This window comes from Pseudomonas sp. AO-1, from assembly GCF_019775695.1.
Lineage (GTDB): Bacteria > Pseudomonadota > Gammaproteobacteria > Pseudomonadales > Pseudomonadaceae > Aquipseudomonas > Aquipseudomonas parakoreensis.
The window spans coordinates 4602133-4617771 of sequence record NZ_CP079947.1 but is presented as its reverse complement, the minus strand read 5'-3'; the positions used below and the strand labels follow the sequence as shown (position 1 = coordinate 4617771).

The window sequence follows — 15639 nt, the reverse complement described above, 5'->3', positions numbered from 1 at the left end:
TCAGTAGACCCTTCCGCCGGGATACTTGGTGAGAGGCCGGCGGAGGGTGATTGGATTGACGTGGTTAGCCCAAGTTGAAATTGCCAATAGTCAATTGCGCGCCGCCACCGACTTCGTGCTGCACGACTTCCTTGAATTCTTGTGCCAAGTCTTCGCGAAGCTGTTCTTCTCCAATCCAGCGCAGGCGCAGCAGGGGCTTATCGCTGCCGGTGAGAACGGCTACACGCAGGCGGATTATCTGGACTTTTAGCCCTTCATATGGCTCGACGGTGAACAGGAATTCAGCAGGCAAACCCTCCGAGGATTTAGCTTCAATCTGGTCCATCGCGGAGCGAGATGCGCTCAGGTCACCGACGACGTGCTCGCTCTTGCGTGCTTGCTCGATGCTGATGGAGCGAATGGCACTCGCGGCTTTACGCAAATCGATGGGACTGTCATCGGCTGCGAGAGCTTGGAGATTCGATGCCCAATCCTCGATCCAGTCGCTGAGGTCTTTCTGCGCGAACTGAATGGAAGCTGCACGCTCCAGCGCCCGGAAGGCAGCAGTTTTTCTCAAGTTCAGAGTGGCGGTAAAGTCGCCGTGCCCTGGTGACTTGGTGTCGCCTAGGTTGAATATGACTGTGCACGACATTGCCTCGGCGTCCACAAAGCCAGACGCGACAACCTCGGCACTTTGCGTCATCACGTAGTTGCCGAAGTCCAGCAGTGAGTGAGTGGTGAGCGCGCCGCGGAACCGACTACGAGCAGCTTGAAATTTCTCAATGCTGTGGATTTTCTGGTCAGACGGCAATACTAGCGCTGGGGTAAAAGTATCCAGTGGCTTGGCATAGGCCAATACAGCGGTGTCCTGAATCAACTGAATTGCTTTGGCTTCCATTGAATCGACTTCCTTTGGTGAGAGGGGTGGAATCGAACGGTTTAGGACTTCGCGTGAATTGGCGCGTCGTCGCGGTTGAATAGCTGACCGGCGCGGGGGGCTTCGGCGAACAAAGTCAGGCGCCCGCCCTCATTGACGTGCATCGGGGTGTCGAGGGTGGTGTCCTCGGTACGGTTGCCGCGTTTGGTCGGCACCTTGTAGGCGAGCTTGTGATTGACGGTGACTTGATGACTGTTGGCGATCTGCTTCAAGGTGAAGGTCAGAGTGACCGAGCCGACCTTGCCGTTATCAACAACTCCCGATGCCACTTCAGAAAGTGCGTGACCGATCTGATTGGCGAAGACGCCTGCGTTGAGTTCGCCGATGAATTCGGCCGTATCCGTAGGTTTCATGTGCTGTGCCTATTGATGTGCGATTTGTTTGCCTCTGGACGGCAGAGGCGACCGTTGAAATCAAGCCGCTTGCTTTGCCGCTTGGGCGTCGAGGAACTCGGCCAGGTCGTGCAGGTACACCACTCGTTGTGCGCGAGCCGACCCGTGCAAGCGCTTTACGACCAGCGCGATACGACCTGCCTTGATCTCGGCCAGTAAGTAGCGGTCGGTGCGAATGTGTGCGAAGTACTGTTCCCGAACTGCTGCCAAGGTCGGGCATGGAGTAGCGAACTGACGTCGCAATTGCTCTAGTGTGTTGCTCACGCTGCGTTCTCCCCGTACCCCTCCGATGGGGGCAGCAACTTGAGGCGAATCAGCTCGGCGAGGCCTTCTTTACTTTTGCCCATGGCAGCCGCGCAGATGTTGCCCATGGCGTCAGCCACCACGGCGCCGAATGGAAACTCAGGCGAATTGGTCGGCGTAACGTAGGCGACTTGCCCGTCAAGGATCACGTTGTTGACGCAGCGAAATACCTCGGCTAGCTCGGTGCTTAGTACTGGCATGCTTTCCAGTAGTTGGATGGCTTCCGTCGAGGCGCCAACGAGCGTTGCGCGGCTGACTACCCCCGGGCAGTTCAAGTAGATCGGGATCAGCTTCAGGGCGCCGAGGGCTTGCGTGTAGGCATTGAGGTTGTTGGTTTTCATGCAGCGGCGTCCTTTTTGGTAATGATGATTCCTAGCTTCTTGGCCAGCCATTCGATCCCTTCTTCCTTCACCATCACCACGGAGTAATGACGGCACTTGTTGAGGGACGGAATCACGGTGCTGCGCGGATCCGAATACAGATAGCCGCGATCACGGTGCTGGCTGGCTAGATCGCCACTGCTGTTGAGAATGCCCAGCTCGCGCAACCTGGTGCGGAAGGCGCGGGGCTTGAGTCCGAGCAATGCGGCGGATTCGTCCAGGGTGCGGTTTGTCATAACGCTGCCTCAGGCCGCCGCAGCACGGGTGTGCAGGGTGTCCACAATATGGTTTAGGTTGGTGAACAACTCTTCGAACGGCCCATCATTCGGTAGCCAGATATCTCCCGGGGCGCGCACGACACCGTTTTCACTGCTGTGCTGGTTGACGGTGAGAGCTGCTATCCGCTCCATGTGAATCACCACGCCGCCACGTTTACGGATGAAATCCGCTTCGTTTTCGAACCGCACATCGCTGACGACAAAGCCGCGTGTTTCGTCGTGGGTGCGAGCGAGTAGGTCGAGATTCTGTTCCGCAAGCAGCAGCCAGAGTTCGGGATGCACGTTGTTGCGGCCCCACTCGGTGCCAAGTGATTGCATTAACTGGCGAGGGGATCGGCCGAGCCATGGCAGCGGCAGTTCCTTCTGGGCACCGTCGAAGTCGCAAGGGCTCAAGTTGAGGATGTGCATCAGACCGTCACGCAGTGGGTCTGCGAACGCGTAAGCCTGGAATCCATGGTGGCTTACCAGATGCTGCGCGGCGGTGTCTTTACCTGAGCGGGCGACGCCAGCGATGCCAATTAAAAGAGGCTTCATGCTGCATCACCCCCGAACGGTGCGCATCCGTGAGTGATGACATTTACTTTTGCCGGTGCTAAGCGAGTGCCAGGCGCGACGATTACCAGTAGGCCGGTGCGTTTTTGAATCTCTTTTACGGCTTCTGGGTTAGTGCAAGCTGATGGGTGTAGGTACACCGGGCAACGAGTGTTGTTGTGCTGTGTTGTTTGCATGTCCGTACTCTTTGGTGAGAGATTTACGATGCAAACGATACAAATACGTATTGATTCAGTCAATACGAATTTGAATTGAATTTTTCACGATGCAAAAAAAGCCCGCATCGCTGCGGGCCTGTTTTGGGTTATGTATTAGAAAATTTCAAGCTTCGAAAATACTACGCCACAAATGATTGCGTCGGCCCCTAACTCAATGATCGGCTCTGGCCATGCTGGATTCAGCGGTTTCAGAAACCGGCGGCTGCCCTCCATCACCAATTGCTTGAAAGTTGCTTCTTGGCTATCTATGAGCTTGGCAATTACAAGAGAACCATTCTCCGCATCTTTCGCGGGATCAACAAAGATGATGTCTCCGTCTCGAAAGGATCTACGTTCATGTTGATTGAACATGGATAGTCCACGTACTCGCAAGGCATAGCTTTGGCTGCTATGGGATGCGGCGCATGGGAGCCATATCTCCGCATCATCAAGGGTCCTAACGTCTTCAATCTCACACCATGCGCCGGCTTGAACCCAAGAGATGAGAGGGACGTAGCCTTTAATAGCTGGCCCAGGTTCAACGTTGGTCTCATTCGCAGATGGCGCGCCCTGATCAATCATCGGGTCTTTGTGTTCGCCTCCCTTCCAAAGCCAGTTGCTGCTGACCTTCAAGGCTTTGCTGATCTTCTCGATATTTTCATGGCGTGGGCTGGTTACCGCGTTCGTCACAATTCTATGAATCGTCGGTTGCGGAACGCCGGAGCGTCGGCCGAGTTCGCCTTCTGACAGCCCCAATTCCTGCATGCGTTGGGCGATGCGGTCTCCGATCACTTTTTCTCTGCCTTGATTCAAAAACGTATCGCCGAGTGTATTGAATCATTCAATACGTTTGTGTATTGTGGCGGCCAATGCGAAAGCGCATCGGTGAACGATATGACTATCCAAGAAATGCTTGCGGAGCTGCTTCGGTCTGGCTTGTCCCAGAGAGTTATTGCAGATCGCGTAGGAACAACCCAGCCGACTATCAATCGCGCCGCGAAAGGTGCAGATGTTCGATACGTAACGGGTAAGGCAATCGAATGCCTATACACCCAAGAGAAAGAAGCGGCCGATCTTAAGTCGGCAGCTTAAAAGGTGCTGAGCTGGGGCCTCTCACCAAAGAATCCCCCAGCCCAGCTACGACGATACACAGCACATGCACATCGGTCGTGGTCGTAGGATAGGGTTTACCCTGGGCTATGGCTACACCGTAAATAGGGGATTTACGGTTATGAGTCGCACAGATCTTTTGCCGGACGCTGGTCCGGTCCTGCCTCTACGCCAAGCGATCTATCGCGCTGGTCGTGACTATAAGGGCGGAATTACCGCCCTTGCCTTTGAAATGGTGTTGGACAACGACACCCTCCAGAAGAAACTCAAGCTCGATGAAGAACGCCGCTGGCTGAATCCAGATGAGCTTGAGGAAGTGATCAGGCTGACCGCTGATCCACGCCTACTGGACGCATTGATGCGACCAGCAGGTGCGGTTTGGTACCGGCCCGTGCCCGTACCGGCAACCCGTGACGCCTTGAAAGCGGTCGGTAAGCTACTCGGGGAAACCGGTGAATTCGTGGCCAAGATGCATGACGGCGCGGCGGACAACGTCTGGGAGCTTCATGAAGTCGTGGATCTCGAAAAGTACGGAATGGATGTGATTCGCGAAGTCCTCGGCATCATGGCGGGTGCCCGTCAGGCGATGGAGGATCGCATCAATGGCTGATGATATCGACCGCGCAAACGAGCAGGCGCAATACCTGCTTGATGTTGCTATTCATCGTAATCGCCGCGTGCCATCGAGCCGCGTTAGCGCGCAGTTCTGTGACGACTGCGATGAACCAATCCCGTTGCTACGACAGCAGAAGGTTGAAGGTTGCGAGACCTGCGTCTCTTGTCAGGAGCTGCGGGAGGCCCGGCGATGAGTGAATCGGGCAAAGGAACAGCCATCGCTACATGGGCAAAGCGTTACATCAGTACTTTTGACTTGGCACTTGTATCGATTGATCCAGGTGAAAAGGCTCCGAAAGGCCTAGGGTGGAATAAGCCCGGAGGCTATATCACCGACGCCGACACGGCCGAGGCGTTCTGGCAACGAAACCCAAATCACAACCTTGGCGTCGTGCTGGGGCCGAGCCGCGTTTGTTCATTGGATGTTGATGACGTTCAGTGGACGCGACATGTTCTGTACGAACTGTTGGGCCTGGACCTTGATGCGATGGCAGTGGTGTTCCCGACTATTGTCGGGAATCCGCTGCGATTCCGGGTTGTGTTCAAGGTCCCGGAAGGCATCGAACTCACGCGTCACTCGCTTTCATGGCCGAATGAAAAAGACCCGGATGGTTCGATTTTCAAAGGATTGATGGACAAGGCCAAGGCTGCGAAAGAGCAGGGTGATCTTGCCGCAGAAGCTGCTGCACGAACCGAAGCCGAGCCGTTCAAACGCTTCACGGTCTTTGAGCTACGTGCGGGACTGGTGCAAGACGTATTTCCACCATCAATTCATCCCGGTACCGGCAAACCTTACATCTGGAAAACCGCTCCAAGTGCTACTGACGGGCTGCCCACGCTGACCAAAGAGTTGCTTACCATTTGGCAGAATTGGGAGTTTTTTAAGCGAGATGCTGAAGCTGCGTGTCCATGGGCGATTGCGTCACCGAAGCCACCGGTCAAAGCCCCAAAGCGTCCTGCGCTCGGTGGTGGCAAACGGCCCTCGGTAATTGATGAATTCAACCGTTGTCACGATGTTGCGGAGCTTCTTCGCTCCCATGGGTACATCAAGCGAGGCAATAAGTGGCTGTACCCTCAAAGCAGCACCGGTCTGCCAGGGGTGACGATCAGTGAGGGCAAGGTTTATTCGCACCACGGTGCTGATCCTCTCGCGAACGGACATCAGAACGACGCCTTTGAAGTGTTCTGCTTACTCGAGCACGGCGGCGACCAGTCGAAGGCTGTGAAGGATGCTGCGCGAATGTTGGGCATGCAACACGCCGCCCGTCCAGATCCTAATGATCTTCCCCCCACCCCATCCGGTGAATTGAGCGGGCCGACCTCCGACGAAACACGCCCGTCCAGCGAGGCCGCTCCTGCTCCTGATGGGGGGGCGGGGGAGGTCATAACGCTGGACCACATTCTGCGTCGTTTTGCGCTGGTAGAAGGCACCACGCACGTGTGGGATTGCGACCAATCGAAGGTAATGAAGAAGTCCGCCTTCGAAGCTCGTGTGGGCAAGCCACTGGCCAAAGCCTGGTTGGACGACACCGGAAAGAGACTGATTTCTGACGACCATGTTCGCGAGATCGAGCAGGCGCGCCGCATGGCTGGGAAGAAGGGCGGTGCATTCGGGATGTCTCCAACCGATCGTTACGTTTACATCGATGGCACCAAAGACGTTTGGGATCGCGAAAAGAAGCGGCGCATAGCCGAGGGCGCGGTGAAGATGGCGCTGGGTGACACTTACCCCTTGTGGCTGAACAGCAGCGAACGCCGCACCGTCGATGTTGAACACATCGTGTTTGATCCGACCATGACGAAGGATCCTGCGGTGTACATCAATACCTTTGACGGGTTGCCGCTTGAGCCAGTCAGGGATGATGCAGCGTGTGCCAACCTGCGTTGGCTGATTTCATTTCTATGTAACCACGATGAAGCTGCAACCGATTGGCTAACTCGCTGGCTGGCGTATCCGCTGCAGCACCTGGGCGCCAAGATGGACACCGCTGTATTGATGCATTCGATCATGGAAGGTTCTGGCAAGAGCCTTTTGTTCGCTGACGCACTCGGCATGCTTTACGGCCAATACGCAGCGACTGTTGGTCAGACGCAGTTGGAAAGTAGTTTCAACGCGTGGCAAAGCCGCAAATTGTGGTCCGTCTTTGAAGAGGTGGTCAGTCGCGATCAACGTTACAACCAAGTGGGCAAGATCAAGCACTTGATCACTGGTAAAACGGTGCGGATGGAGTCGAAGTTCATTAATGGATGGGAAGAAGCCAACCATATGAACGCGGTATTTCTCAGCAACGAGATTCTTCCGTGGCCAATCAGTGACAGTGATCGACGAATGCTGGTTATGTGGCCTATGGAGACCCTACCAGTCGCTCGGCAAAAGGCGATTGGTCGTGAACTGGAGCAGGGTGGGGTGGCGGCGCTCTATGGTTGGTTACTGTCGGTCGATCTAGGGGACTTCAACCAGCGCACGCGGCCGCCATCGACCGAGGCGCGTGAGCGTTTGGTGGCCTTGAGTCGGGCCGGCTGGCAAACATTCTTGCATTTGTGGAAGTACAGCGAGCTGGGGCATGGGCTTTGGGGGCCATGTCTATCGACCGACCTCTATTCGTTGTTTCTCGAATGGTGTCAGCGCAACAAAGAGCATGTGATGAGTCAGACGAAATTCTCTCTGTTCATCAGTTCCGAGGTGGATAAATCGCGTGCAATACCTTGGACTGATGGCAATAACCGTCGTTTCGGCGCGTTTTTCTTTCCCGCGGACCTGGATGCTTCCCCGCCCCCATCACTCAAGGCGGCCGAGCTGGGCAAGCAGGTGGAAAACTGGCGGGCAAAGGCCAGGCTGGCGGGCTGGCACGTGGACAGCTGGGATCACATCAAGGCGCTTGCAGCATGACTATTTTCAAAAGTGTGTTGGGTGTGTTGAGTGTGTGTCGGGTTGATTTTGAATACTCCACACAATTTGAGTGCCCGAATTACATGCCTTCGCGGGTGTTGTGTGGGGTGTGTTGGGTTTTGTGTCGCGCACGCGCATGCATGACGTTCTTTGCAACGAATTCAACGGAAGGAATTTTTTCTTATGCGAAGACTGATAAACCCAACAAACCCAACACACTCAACTCAAGTTTGATTGAAGCATTGAATTTAAAGGGATTTATGTGTGTTGGATTTGTGTCGGGTTGGGGTATTTCTGTGTTGGGTTGGGTTTTACGGGGGCAGGGCAATGATTGAGGCGATGGAGTTGTTGCTGAAACATTGGGGCGAGCAATGCCGACACGCCGGTGAAGCCGGAGGCATGGGTAGCCCGATGGCGACGATCATGGAATGGGGCGGTTGCGCGCCGCGAGGCACACCCGGTTCTCGGATCCTTCTCGGCGGTGGTGCGGGTCCAGATGCAATTGCGCAGGAAATTGGTGCCGCCCTTTCCGAGATCGCCCGGCAAGATGGTCGGGGCGAAAGGCTGCAACAGCTGGCAGTTATGCGTTACGGCTTTGACCCTGCACCGACATGGGCAGCGCAGATGCATGAATTGGGCTACGTCTCAAAGGCGAAGCAAACCTACTACGATCTTGTGCACCGCCTTCATGTGCGACTCTTTGAGGTGCTGACCGAGCGTAAAGATGCACGTAAGTGGCTGACCGTTGGTCGGGGTGCTTTACCTCAAAGTCTCCTCAAAGTTGCGTCAAAGTTGCGTCAAGTTGGATAACCGAAAATGCCCCCTTTTCGGTTCCGTACTCAGGGGGTAAAAAGTCTCCACGATATGGATTCTGCGCCTTGGCGCTACCCCGAGCACGTGCTGTGCACTTCGTCCTGGCGTATGCCGCGACTTTGAAAACCCTGCCCTCCGGTGGGGTTTTCTTTTTTGTGTTCGGCATGCTCCTTCACTTGAGGCACAACATGACAAATGAGCAGCAAGCGCTGGCAGAAATGCCGATCTGGTTGGTGATCGTCCTGGCTCTGGTCGGCGGCGTATCCGGTGAGATGTGGCGAGCAGACAAGGATGGTGCCCGGGGCTGGGCGTTGATACGTCGGCTCGCGCTGCGATCCGGTGCCTGCATTGTCTGCGGAGTCTCGGCAATGATGCTGATGATCGCGGCGGGCATGTCGCTCTGGACGGCGGGCGCCTTGGGTTGTCTCACGGCAATGGCCGGTGCAGATGTTGCCATCGGCTTGTACGAACGCTGGGCTGCCAAGCGGCTTGGCGTGTGCGATGTCCCGCCGAATGGCGGCGGACCAGCCTGAAACCGCCGGGGACCCTGGGGTTATTCGGAGGGTACGGGGTCGGAAACCCGCGGGATCTTGCGACTGGCCGATTTTTTCACGTTGGTTGACAGAGGTTGACATAGGTTGACGGCCCTAGGTTGACAGGAGGTTTACATGACCGTTTTGAGCCGAACGGAATACGCGGCCAGCAAAGGTTGGTCTCGCCAGTACGTCGGCAAACTGGCCAAGCAGGGCCGATTGATTTACGCCTCGGATGGCAAGATCGATGTCGAAGCCACCGATCAATATTTGGAAATGACGGGCGATCCAGCCCGCAGCAATTCAGGCACCCGTATCGCACCGGTCACCGCTGCGTCGGGCCAGCAGCCGTGGATCGCTTCCGCGCTTCCCACTTCCGCCCCGCAAGCTGCGCCGGATTATCACAAAGCTAAAACACGGTTGGCGTTAGCGCAGGCTGAGAGGGCCGAGGCGGACCTTCAAAAGATCGCCGGTGAATTGGTTGATCGGGAAGTCGTCGACGAAGCTGCATTTGCGAGCGGGCGCATAACTCGTGATTTGCTACTGAGCTTGCCACCCAAACTTGCCCCCGTGCTGTCAGCCATGACCAGCACATGGGACATTGAAAAGCACCTGCTGACTGAGATCCGCCAAGCGCTTGAAGAGGCTGAGCGCCTGTCTACTGAAGACTTCAACCACGCCCTAACTCTCGGAAACTGATCCTATGGAAGCCAAACTTGCAGACGGTGCCGAGGTTTACCGGGCGGCGTACTTCCGTGGTCTGCGCCCTGAGCCTGAGCTGTGGGTCGATCAATGGGCTGACGAGTACATGCGCATACCGCGCGACACAGGTGCTGCCGAGCCAGGTCGGTACCGCACTTCCCGGACGCCATATGCTCGCGAGCCTATGCGTTGCCTGTCACCGGCACATCGCAGTAAACGTGTAGTCACGATGGTGGCTTCGCAGTTGATGAAAACCCAGATTGCGCTGAACTGGATAGGTGGGCTGATCCACATGGCGCCATCAAATATCCTGACCTTGCTGCCGAGCTTGGGCCTGGCTAAGCGGGTGTCGTCACGGATCGGAAAGACCATCAAAGCCACACCTGTTCTACGCGAGCGAATCGCGACCGGGCGTGATGCAGTCAACACGATGGACACCAAGGAGTTCGAGGGTGGCTCGCTGTACGTCACCACTGCTGGTTCTGCGGCCAACCTGTCGGAGCTGTCGGCGCGCTACATCTACGGTGATGAAATTGACCGCTGGGAAGTCGACATCGGAGAAGAGGGGGATCCCATCGAATTGGCGGAGACCCGGGCGAGTACTTTCGGTCGTAACGCCAAATTCTATTTCTCCAGTTCGCCAACGATCAAAGGTGCTTCACGGATAGCGGATCTCTTTGAAGGTAGCGATCAACGTCACTACTACGTGCCATGCCCGGACTGCGGTCATATGCAGGTACTTGAGTGGGAGCGTCTGCATTACAGCGACGATTTCAGCACCGTGCATTACGAATGCGCTGCAGGCGAATGTGATGTGCTGATCGAGGAACACCACAAGGGCGAAATGCTTGCTCAAGGCGAATGGCGTGCGCATGCTGAAGGCGACGGGGAGACAGTTGGATTCCACCTCAACGCTCTCTATTCACCACCCGGCTGGATGGACTGGCGCACCTTGGCCATGCAGTTCGAGAAGGCAAAAACCGCTCAAAGCAAAGGTGATCTTGAACCCATGCAGGTGTTTTACAACACCCGATTGGCCAAGGTTTGGGACAGTGCGCAGGAACAGACCAAGGCTGAGGTGCTGATCGCCCGGGCGCGGCAGGAGACCTACACCCTCGGTGCGATGCCGGCCGGTGTGCTGATGCTGACCAGTGCCGTCGACGTCCAGGCTAATCGCCTAGAAATGATGGTGATGGGTTTTGGTGTCGGCATGGAACGCTGGGTGGTCGATCACCAGGTCATCTGGGGCGATCCAGCCGACGAGCGCACTTGGGCTGTGCTGGACGAGAAACTCAAGGCTCGCTACCGGCATCCTTGCGGCATCGGCCTGGGCATCCTTGCCGTTGGCGTCGACTCCGGCGGTCACCACACCGACGAGGTCTACCAGTTCTGCCGCGTTCGCCGCTGGCGCAACGTTTTTGCCATCAAAGGCGCGAGCAAGCCGGGCAGGCCAGTCATCGCACAGCGCCCGTCCCTGGTCGACGTGACCTGGAAAGGCCAGACCGAACGCAACGGCGCCGAGCTGTGGTTCGTCGGCACCGACACGGCAAAGGACTGGATCTATAACCGCTACCCGTTCCCGGACGGTCCGGGTTCACTGCACTTTGCCAATGACCTGCCGGACGAGTTCTTCGCCCAGTGCGTCGCCGAGCGCAAAGTCGTTCGTTATGTGCGCGGTCACAAGCGTATCGAATGGGTCAAGGGAAAGGCCGAACGCAACGAAGCCCTCGACCTGATGGTGTATTGCCTGGCCATGGCTCATTACCTTGGCATCAACCGTTACCAGGAACACGACTGGGATCGGGTGCGCCAGGCACTGGCACAGTCCGGTCTGTTCGACGACGTGCTTGGTGTCAAACCGGTTCAGGCTGAGCGCGTCGAGGAAGGCGCAACACCTGAACCGGTGGCCGTACGACAGGCTCAAGCCGTACAACGACCTGCTGTACTAGTCGCTCCAACCCGACCACCAACTGCACCACCTCAACGCCGCAGTTCTACCAGCGGTTACTTAAAGAGACGCTAGCTTCAGGTTAGTCCAATGATGGGACTAAAAATCTTAACTCCAAGACCTAAAGCTTCAGATACCAGCCCACGAGCTACTTCTTTGCCGCTTTCTTTTGCGGTGGTAGCTAATTGTTCCCCAATGCTTTCCTTTGAAGAAACGCTTTCTGGAATGGCTTTCAAGACCTCCAGACCTTTGGCCGTTAGGACAGCGTGAGAAACATAGAGATAGGGATCCGGCGCGCAATTTATGTACCCCGCCTGCCTCAGCCATTCGGCTGTCGCTAGAAAAAAATCAGCATCTTCTGTAGGTACTTCAGTGCCTAGAAAGTCGTCGAGCTGCTTGGCGTTCTCGACAAAGTCCTCAGCCATGAGTGCTTGAGGGATCGGGAAGTGTTGATAAAGGACGGCAAAAATTTTGCCTGTGATGTCGTCAAATTTTTCAATGTTGGAGACAGCCATGTCAGAAAACTCCGATGAACAAGCGCGACGAGCGCAAAAAGTAAAGGCCGCAGCAGAACTTCAACAGGAGCTGCGCCGAGTGGTTGCAGAACAGTTAACAGGACGAATGGACTGGGTCCGAGCTCGTACTTTTTGGACCTTGCGACTTCCCCAGATCGCACCTGAAGAGTTGGCCGAAGCTCTGGCGCATGTTTTAGCCGGAGGCAGCTTCAGGCAAGAAATTCAATCGAGAAACCAGAATTTCACCTGACGTTTTATATATCACTTCGCCAGTGCCCATCTAGAGAGTGCCCTATGTCATTTACTTCAAAGCATCTCGATGCTATCGAGCGCGCGATTGCACGCGGTGAAAAGACCGTGCGCTACAGCGACCGAACGGTGGAGTACCGCGACGTCGACGAACTGCTCCGCGCTCGTGAAGAAATCCGCAGTTCGCTAATCAGCGCTGCCGCTCCGCGCTCGCGGGTCCTGCGGCTCAGTCACGGAGGCAAGGGAATCTGATGTCTCGACAATTTCCGGCACTGACGCGTAGCGGATTTTTGTTGCCATCGAACATCAAGGCAAGCTACGAAGGCGCCGGAGAGGGCCGTCGTTCGGCCAGTTGGGATGCTTCCGATAACGGCATCAACAGCATCAACACCCCAGCGCTACGCAACCTGCGAGCCCGGTCGCGGGCTGCTGTGCGCAATGACCCGTATGCGGCCAATGCGATCAACAAGCGTGTCAGCAACCTGATCGGCACCGGCATCACGCCGCGCCCGAAGGTCAAGGACGAAGCACTGCGAACTCTGCTGCAAGAACTATGGGACGATTGGGCCGACGAGTCGGATGCAGACGGCCTCTGCGACTTTTACGGGCAGCAGGCACTGGTGGCTCGCACCGTCGAAACAGCGGGCGAGTGCTTTGCCCGGTTGCGTCCACGTAGTCTCGACGAGGGCCTGGTCGTGCCGCTGCAGCTGCAGATCCTGGCACCGGAGTTTGTGCCGCACGACAAATTCGAAACCACCCGCGACGGCAACATCATCCGCGCCGGGATCGAGTTCAACCCGGCCGGCAAGCGCGTGGCCTATTGGATGTACCGCTCGCACCCGCGTGACGCGTCGTCGCTCAACAGTGGCTATAACCAGCTGGTGCGTGTACCGGCCAGCCAGGTGCTGCACATCTTCGAACCGCTGGAACCGGGTCAACTACGCGGCGTGCCTCGCATGTCACCAGTCCTCAAGCGACTGCGCAGCCTGGACAACTACGACGACGCGGTGCTGTTTCGGCAGGAGGTCTCAAACCTGTTTGCCGGCTTCATCAAGCGTCCGTCGCAGGACATGGGCCAAGTACCTCGCGACCCGGTCACCGGGCAGTTGATCGCCACCGACCGCGACGGCTTCACACCGATGGTCGCGCTTGAGCCCGGCACCATGCAGGAGCTGGGTGCCGGTGAGGAGGTCGAGTTCTCCAAACCACCGGACGCCGGCAACAACTACCCGGACTTCATGCGTCAGCAGCTGATGGCCGCAGCGGCCGGCACCGACACGCCTTACGAGATCCTTACCGGTGACATGAAAGGCATCAACGACCGGGCGCTGCGTGTGGTGCTGAACGAGTTCCGACGCCGCCTCGAACAGCTGCAATTCAACGTCTATATCCACCAGCTCTGCCGGCCGGTACGCGCCGCGTGGCTGGACATGGCCGTGCTGGCTGGGGTGATTGGCCTACCGGATTACGCCAGTCGCCGCCGCGAATTTCTGCGCACTCGCTGGGTGCCTCAAGGCTGGGCCTACATCCAGCCAGTACAGGACGTGCAAGCGCGAATGCTGGAGGTCAACGCCGGATTCGCCTCGCGCAGTGAGATGTGCCTGCGCACTGGCTACGACGCCGAAGCCGTCGACGCGGAGAACGCGGCTGACGCTCAACGTGCCCGCGACTTGGGCCTCAATTACCGAACGCTCGTCGAGGTCGATACCCACCCTGACGACCAGGAGAAACCATGAAACCGCCGTTCCCTCTACGGATCTTCAACAAGCTGGACGGGCAACTGTCCGTGCAAGACAAACACTGGTACAGCCTCCGGGCCAGCGGTGAAGCCGAACAACGCACAATCGAGGTGTACGTTTACGGCGAGATCGGCACCTGGGGTATTACCGCCAATCAGTTCGTGCGTGACCTTGCCGAGCTGGATGACGGCACCTCACCGATTGTTGTGGCGTTCAACAGCATCGGCGGCGACCTGTTTGATGGTCTGGCCATTCACAACGCCTTGTCGCGATTGGGCGAACGCTGCACCGGCCGCGTCGATGCCTTGGCTGCCAGTGCCGCGAGCGTTGCAGTCTGCGGCGCTCATCGCGTGGTCATCGCGGAAAACGCCGCTCTGATGATCCACAACCCGTGGACGTACGCCTCGGGTGATGCCGAGGACATGCGCAAGGTTGCGAACGCGCTGGATCAAGCGCTGGAGCTCATCATCACGGCCTACAAGGCCAAGGCGCCCAACATCGACGAAGTCGAGCTGCGGCGTCTGGTCAATGCCGAGACCTGGCTGACGGCCCGCGAAGCGGTGGCCCTCGGGTTGGCCGACGAGGTCGGCGACGGTGTACAAATCAAAGCGTGCCTGGGGCAGGGCACGGTGATGCAGAAGTACCAGCACACTCCCCAGGCGCTGCTGGATCTGCTCAACGAACCCGCGAAACCGACCGAGCCAGTGATCGACGATCCGGAACCTCCAGAGCCTGTTGCGGATGCGGCGGCGCTGGCTGTGCTGATCAGCAAGTCCTGTAACCAAGGCGGAATGAGCAACCTGATCGAGCCACTGCTGGCCACCACCAAGTTGGTCGACGAGGCGACCGTCAAGGCAGCGATCACCCAAGCCAAGTCGATCCGCGATCTATGTGTGGCCGCCCGGCTGCCAGAGTTTGCGGTGGAGTTTGTGCAAGCTGGACTGGATACCAGCGCCGTGCGTGCGCGGCTCTTCGACAAAGTCGTGGGGAAAGGCGGAGGCTTCGAGATCGACAACAGCCTGCCACAGAACGAAGACCCGGCTCCCAAAAATCAAGCCAAACAACCCGATCCGCCGTCGATCTGGGCGGCACGTCAGGCCGCTCAATCTCAAGCCTCTAAAGGAGCAAGACCATGACCATCAAACGCGAACCGATGCATGCAGGTGAGTTCCTGCTGTCCGAGGGCGCCGGCAACATCTCCCGGGAAGCAATCAATGTTGCGGCTGGTCCGGCGCTGGAGCCGGGTCAAATCCTCGGCCTGGTGGCTACGACCAGTGAATTCGCCCCGTACAACCCGACCGCCGAAGACGGCACGGAAAACGCCGTCGCCATTCTCTACGGCCCACTCGGCGAATCGGACGTCGTTCGTCGCGGTCGCGCCGTGGTGCGGTTGGCCGAGGTCAGCGAAGCACACCTGACCGGCCTGGATCTGGCCGCCGAGAAAGCCCTCGCCACTCACTTCGTGATCGTCCGCTAAGTCGATCCTTCTTTTGTAAGCATCCCGCCG

The 15639-nt window shown here is 57.3% G+C and carries 21 protein-coding genes; 13 read left to right on the top strand and 8 right to left on the bottom strand.

Annotation, left to right across the window (positions count from 1 at the left end; all coding sequences use genetic code 11):
- Window positions 1-64: 64 nt before the first annotated feature.
- The 7 genes from KVQ82_RS20910 to KVQ82_RS20880 all read right to left on the bottom strand — a co-directional run bounded on the left by KVQ82_RS20910 (window position 65) and on the right by KVQ82_RS20880 (window position 3831).
- Window positions 65-877: a DUF2303 family protein gene (locus tag KVQ82_RS20910; protein ID WP_222015591.1), complete on the bottom strand. Its 813-nt coding sequence runs from the start codon at window positions 875-877 to the stop codon at window positions 65-67.
- Between the two features lie 41 nt (window positions 878-918).
- Complete coding sequence (locus KVQ82_RS20905) at window positions 919-1269, bottom strand: hypothetical protein (protein ID WP_222015589.1); 351 nt, start codon at window positions 1267-1269, stop codon at window positions 919-921.
- 60 nt (window positions 1270-1329) lie between these two features.
- Window positions 1330-1572, bottom strand: coding sequence for a pyocin activator PrtN family protein (locus tag KVQ82_RS20900; protein WP_073473050.1), 243 nt, complete (start codon window positions 1570-1572; stop codon window positions 1330-1332).
- Window positions 1569-1952 (bottom strand): hypothetical protein, encoded by a 384-nt coding sequence (locus KVQ82_RS20895; RefSeq protein WP_222015587.1) that lies wholly within the window; start codon window positions 1950-1952, stop codon window positions 1569-1571. The genes KVQ82_RS20900 and KVQ82_RS20895 overlap by 4 nt, the downstream gene beginning before the upstream one ends.
- Window positions 1949-2227: a hypothetical protein gene (locus KVQ82_RS20890; protein WP_095667284.1), complete on the bottom strand. Its 279-nt coding sequence runs from the start codon at window positions 2225-2227 to the stop codon at window positions 1949-1951. Before KVQ82_RS20890 ends, KVQ82_RS20895 begins: the two co-directional genes overlap by 4 nt.
- A 9-nt stretch (window positions 2228-2236) precedes the next feature.
- Entirely contained in the window at window positions 2237-2803 is a 567-nt protein-coding gene (locus tag KVQ82_RS20885) for a deoxynucleotide monophosphate kinase (protein ID WP_222015585.1), read from the bottom strand.
- Window positions 2804-3132: 329 nt separating this feature from the next.
- Entirely contained in the window at window positions 3133-3831 is a 699-nt protein-coding gene (locus KVQ82_RS20880) for a LexA family transcriptional regulator (RefSeq protein WP_240783206.1), read from the bottom strand.
- 418 nt (window positions 3832-4249) lie between these two features.
- Here KVQ82_RS20880 and KVQ82_RS20875 point away from each other — a divergent pair, with 418 nt between their 5' ends.
- The 8 genes from KVQ82_RS20875 (at window position 4250) to KVQ82_RS20840 (ending at window position 11704) form a co-directional block, all read left to right on the top strand.
- A complete protein-coding gene (locus KVQ82_RS20875; protein ID WP_119427029.1) occupies window positions 4250-4738 on the top strand; it encodes a phage regulatory CII family protein in 489 nt (162 codons plus the stop codon).
- Window positions 4731-4937: a TraR/DksA C4-type zinc finger protein gene (locus KVQ82_RS20870; protein WP_134785633.1), complete on the top strand. Its 207-nt coding sequence runs from the start codon at window positions 4731-4733 to the stop codon at window positions 4935-4937. The genes KVQ82_RS20875 and KVQ82_RS20870 overlap by 8 nt, the downstream gene beginning before the upstream one ends.
- Window positions 4934-7633 (top strand): DUF5906 domain-containing protein, encoded by a 2700-nt coding sequence (locus tag KVQ82_RS20865; protein WP_222015583.1) that lies wholly within the window; start codon window positions 4934-4936, stop codon window positions 7631-7633. The genes KVQ82_RS20870 and KVQ82_RS20865 overlap by 4 nt, the downstream gene beginning before the upstream one ends.
- Window positions 7630-7968 (top strand): hypothetical protein, encoded by a 339-nt coding sequence (locus tag KVQ82_RS20860; protein WP_222015582.1) that lies wholly within the window; start codon window positions 7630-7632, stop codon window positions 7966-7968. The genes KVQ82_RS20865 and KVQ82_RS20860 overlap by 4 nt, the downstream gene beginning before the upstream one ends.
- Window positions 7961-8443, top strand: coding sequence for a hypothetical protein (locus KVQ82_RS20855; RefSeq protein ID WP_222015580.1), 483 nt, complete (start codon window positions 7961-7963; stop codon window positions 8441-8443). Before KVQ82_RS20860 ends, KVQ82_RS20855 begins: the two co-directional genes overlap by 8 nt.
- 191 nt (window positions 8444-8634) lie before the next feature.
- Window positions 8635-8979, top strand: coding sequence for a phage holin family protein (locus KVQ82_RS20850; protein ID WP_217831755.1), 345 nt, complete (start codon window positions 8635-8637; stop codon window positions 8977-8979).
- 135 nt (window positions 8980-9114) lie between these two features.
- Window positions 9115-9678 (top strand): hypothetical protein, encoded by a 564-nt coding sequence (locus tag KVQ82_RS20845; RefSeq protein WP_222015578.1) that lies wholly within the window; start codon window positions 9115-9117, stop codon window positions 9676-9678.
- A 4-nt stretch (window positions 9679-9682) separates the two neighbouring features.
- A complete protein-coding gene (locus KVQ82_RS20840; RefSeq protein ID WP_222015576.1) occupies window positions 9683-11704 on the top strand; it encodes a phage terminase large subunit family protein in 2022 nt (673 codons plus the stop codon).
- 2 nt (window positions 11705-11706) lie between these two features.
- Here KVQ82_RS20840 and KVQ82_RS20835 read toward each other — a convergent pair whose 3' ends face one another.
- On the bottom strand, window positions 11707-12144 hold the full coding sequence (locus KVQ82_RS20835; RefSeq protein ID WP_222015574.1) for a hypothetical protein: 438 nt from the start codon (window positions 12142-12144) through the stop codon (window positions 11707-11709).
- Between KVQ82_RS20835 and KVQ82_RS20830 the strand changes: the two genes are divergently transcribed.
- The 5 genes from KVQ82_RS20830 to KVQ82_RS20810 are packed head-to-tail and all read left to right on the top strand — an operon-like array spanning window position 12143 to window position 15609.
- Window positions 12143-12394, top strand: coding sequence for a hypothetical protein (locus tag KVQ82_RS20830; RefSeq protein ID WP_222015572.1), 252 nt, complete (start codon window positions 12143-12145; stop codon window positions 12392-12394). The genes KVQ82_RS20835 and KVQ82_RS20830 overlap by 2 nt on opposite strands.
- A 44-nt stretch (window positions 12395-12438) precedes the next feature.
- Window positions 12439-12645 carry a phage head-tail joining protein gene (locus KVQ82_RS20825; protein ID WP_222015570.1) on the top strand — a complete coding sequence of 69 codons (207 nt, stop codon included), beginning with the start codon at window positions 12439-12441 and terminating at the stop codon, window positions 12643-12645.
- The gene (locus tag KVQ82_RS20820; RefSeq protein ID WP_222015567.1) at window positions 12645-14129 is read left to right on the top strand and encodes a phage portal protein; all 1485 of its coding nucleotides are present in this window, start codon (window positions 12645-12647) and stop codon (window positions 14127-14129) included. The genes KVQ82_RS20825 and KVQ82_RS20820 overlap by 1 nt, the downstream gene beginning before the upstream one ends.
- Window positions 14126-15268, top strand: coding sequence for a head maturation protease, ClpP-related (locus tag KVQ82_RS20815; RefSeq protein ID WP_222015565.1), 1143 nt, complete (start codon window positions 14126-14128; stop codon window positions 15266-15268). Before KVQ82_RS20820 ends, KVQ82_RS20815 begins: the two co-directional genes overlap by 4 nt.
- On the top strand, window positions 15265-15609 hold the full coding sequence (locus tag KVQ82_RS20810) for a head decoration protein (RefSeq protein WP_222015563.1): 345 nt from the start codon (window positions 15265-15267) through the stop codon (window positions 15607-15609). Before KVQ82_RS20815 ends, KVQ82_RS20810 begins: the two co-directional genes overlap by 4 nt.
- The last annotated feature ends 30 nt before the right edge of the window (window positions 15610-15639 follow it).

Bases quoted from the DNA above. Each gene is read 5' to 3' on its own strand.
- KVQ82_RS20910 (WP_222015591.1), bottom strand. From the start codon at position 877: ATGGAAGCCAAAGCAATTCAGTTGATTCAGGACACCGCTGTATTGGCC.
- KVQ82_RS20905 (WP_222015589.1), bottom strand. From the start codon at position 1,269: ATGAAACCTACGGATACGGCCGAATTCATCGGCGAACTCAACGCAGGC.
- KVQ82_RS20895 (WP_222015587.1), bottom strand. From the start codon at position 1,952: ATGAAAACCAACAACCTCAATGCCTACACGCAAGCCCTCGGCGCCCTG.
- KVQ82_RS20890 (WP_095667284.1), bottom strand. From the start codon at position 2,227: ATGACAAACCGCACCCTGGACGAATCCGCCGCATTGCTCGGACTCAAG.
- KVQ82_RS20885 (WP_222015585.1), bottom strand. From the start codon at position 2,803: ATGAAGCCTCTTTTAATTGGCATCGCTGGCGTCGCCCGCTCAGGTAAA.
- KVQ82_RS20875 (WP_119427029.1), top strand. From the start codon at position 4,250: ATGAGTCGCACAGATCTTTTGCCGGACGCTGGTCCGGTCCTGCCTCTA.
- KVQ82_RS20870 (WP_134785633.1), top strand. From the start codon at position 4,731: ATGGCTGATGATATCGACCGCGCAAACGAGCAGGCGCAATACCTGCTT.
- KVQ82_RS20865 (WP_222015583.1), top strand. From the start codon at position 4,934: ATGAGTGAATCGGGCAAAGGAACAGCCATCGCTACATGGGCAAAGCGT.
- KVQ82_RS20860 (WP_222015582.1), top strand. From the start codon at position 7,630: ATGACTATTTTCAAAAGTGTGTTGGGTGTGTTGAGTGTGTGTCGGGTT.
- KVQ82_RS20855 (WP_222015580.1), top strand. From the start codon at position 7,961: ATGATTGAGGCGATGGAGTTGTTGCTGAAACATTGGGGCGAGCAATGC.
- KVQ82_RS20850 (WP_217831755.1), top strand. From the start codon at position 8,635: ATGACAAATGAGCAGCAAGCGCTGGCAGAAATGCCGATCTGGTTGGTG.
- KVQ82_RS20845 (WP_222015578.1), top strand. From the start codon at position 9,115: ATGACCGTTTTGAGCCGAACGGAATACGCGGCCAGCAAAGGTTGGTCT.
- KVQ82_RS20840 (WP_222015576.1), top strand. From the start codon at position 9,683: ATGGAAGCCAAACTTGCAGACGGTGCCGAGGTTTACCGGGCGGCGTAC.
- KVQ82_RS20830 (WP_222015572.1), top strand. From the start codon at position 12,143: ATGTCAGAAAACTCCGATGAACAAGCGCGACGAGCGCAAAAAGTAAAG.
- KVQ82_RS20835 (WP_222015574.1), bottom strand. From the start codon at position 12,144: ATGGCTGTCTCCAACATTGAAAAATTTGACGACATCACAGGCAAAATT.
- KVQ82_RS20825 (WP_222015570.1), top strand. From the start codon at position 12,439: ATGTCATTTACTTCAAAGCATCTCGATGCTATCGAGCGCGCGATTGCA.
- KVQ82_RS20820 (WP_222015567.1), top strand. From the start codon at position 12,645: ATGTCTCGACAATTTCCGGCACTGACGCGTAGCGGATTTTTGTTGCCA.
- KVQ82_RS20815 (WP_222015565.1), top strand. From the start codon at position 14,126: ATGAAACCGCCGTTCCCTCTACGGATCTTCAACAAGCTGGACGGGCAA.
- KVQ82_RS20810 (WP_222015563.1), top strand. From the start codon at position 15,265: ATGACCATCAAACGCGAACCGATGCATGCAGGTGAGTTCCTGCTGTCC.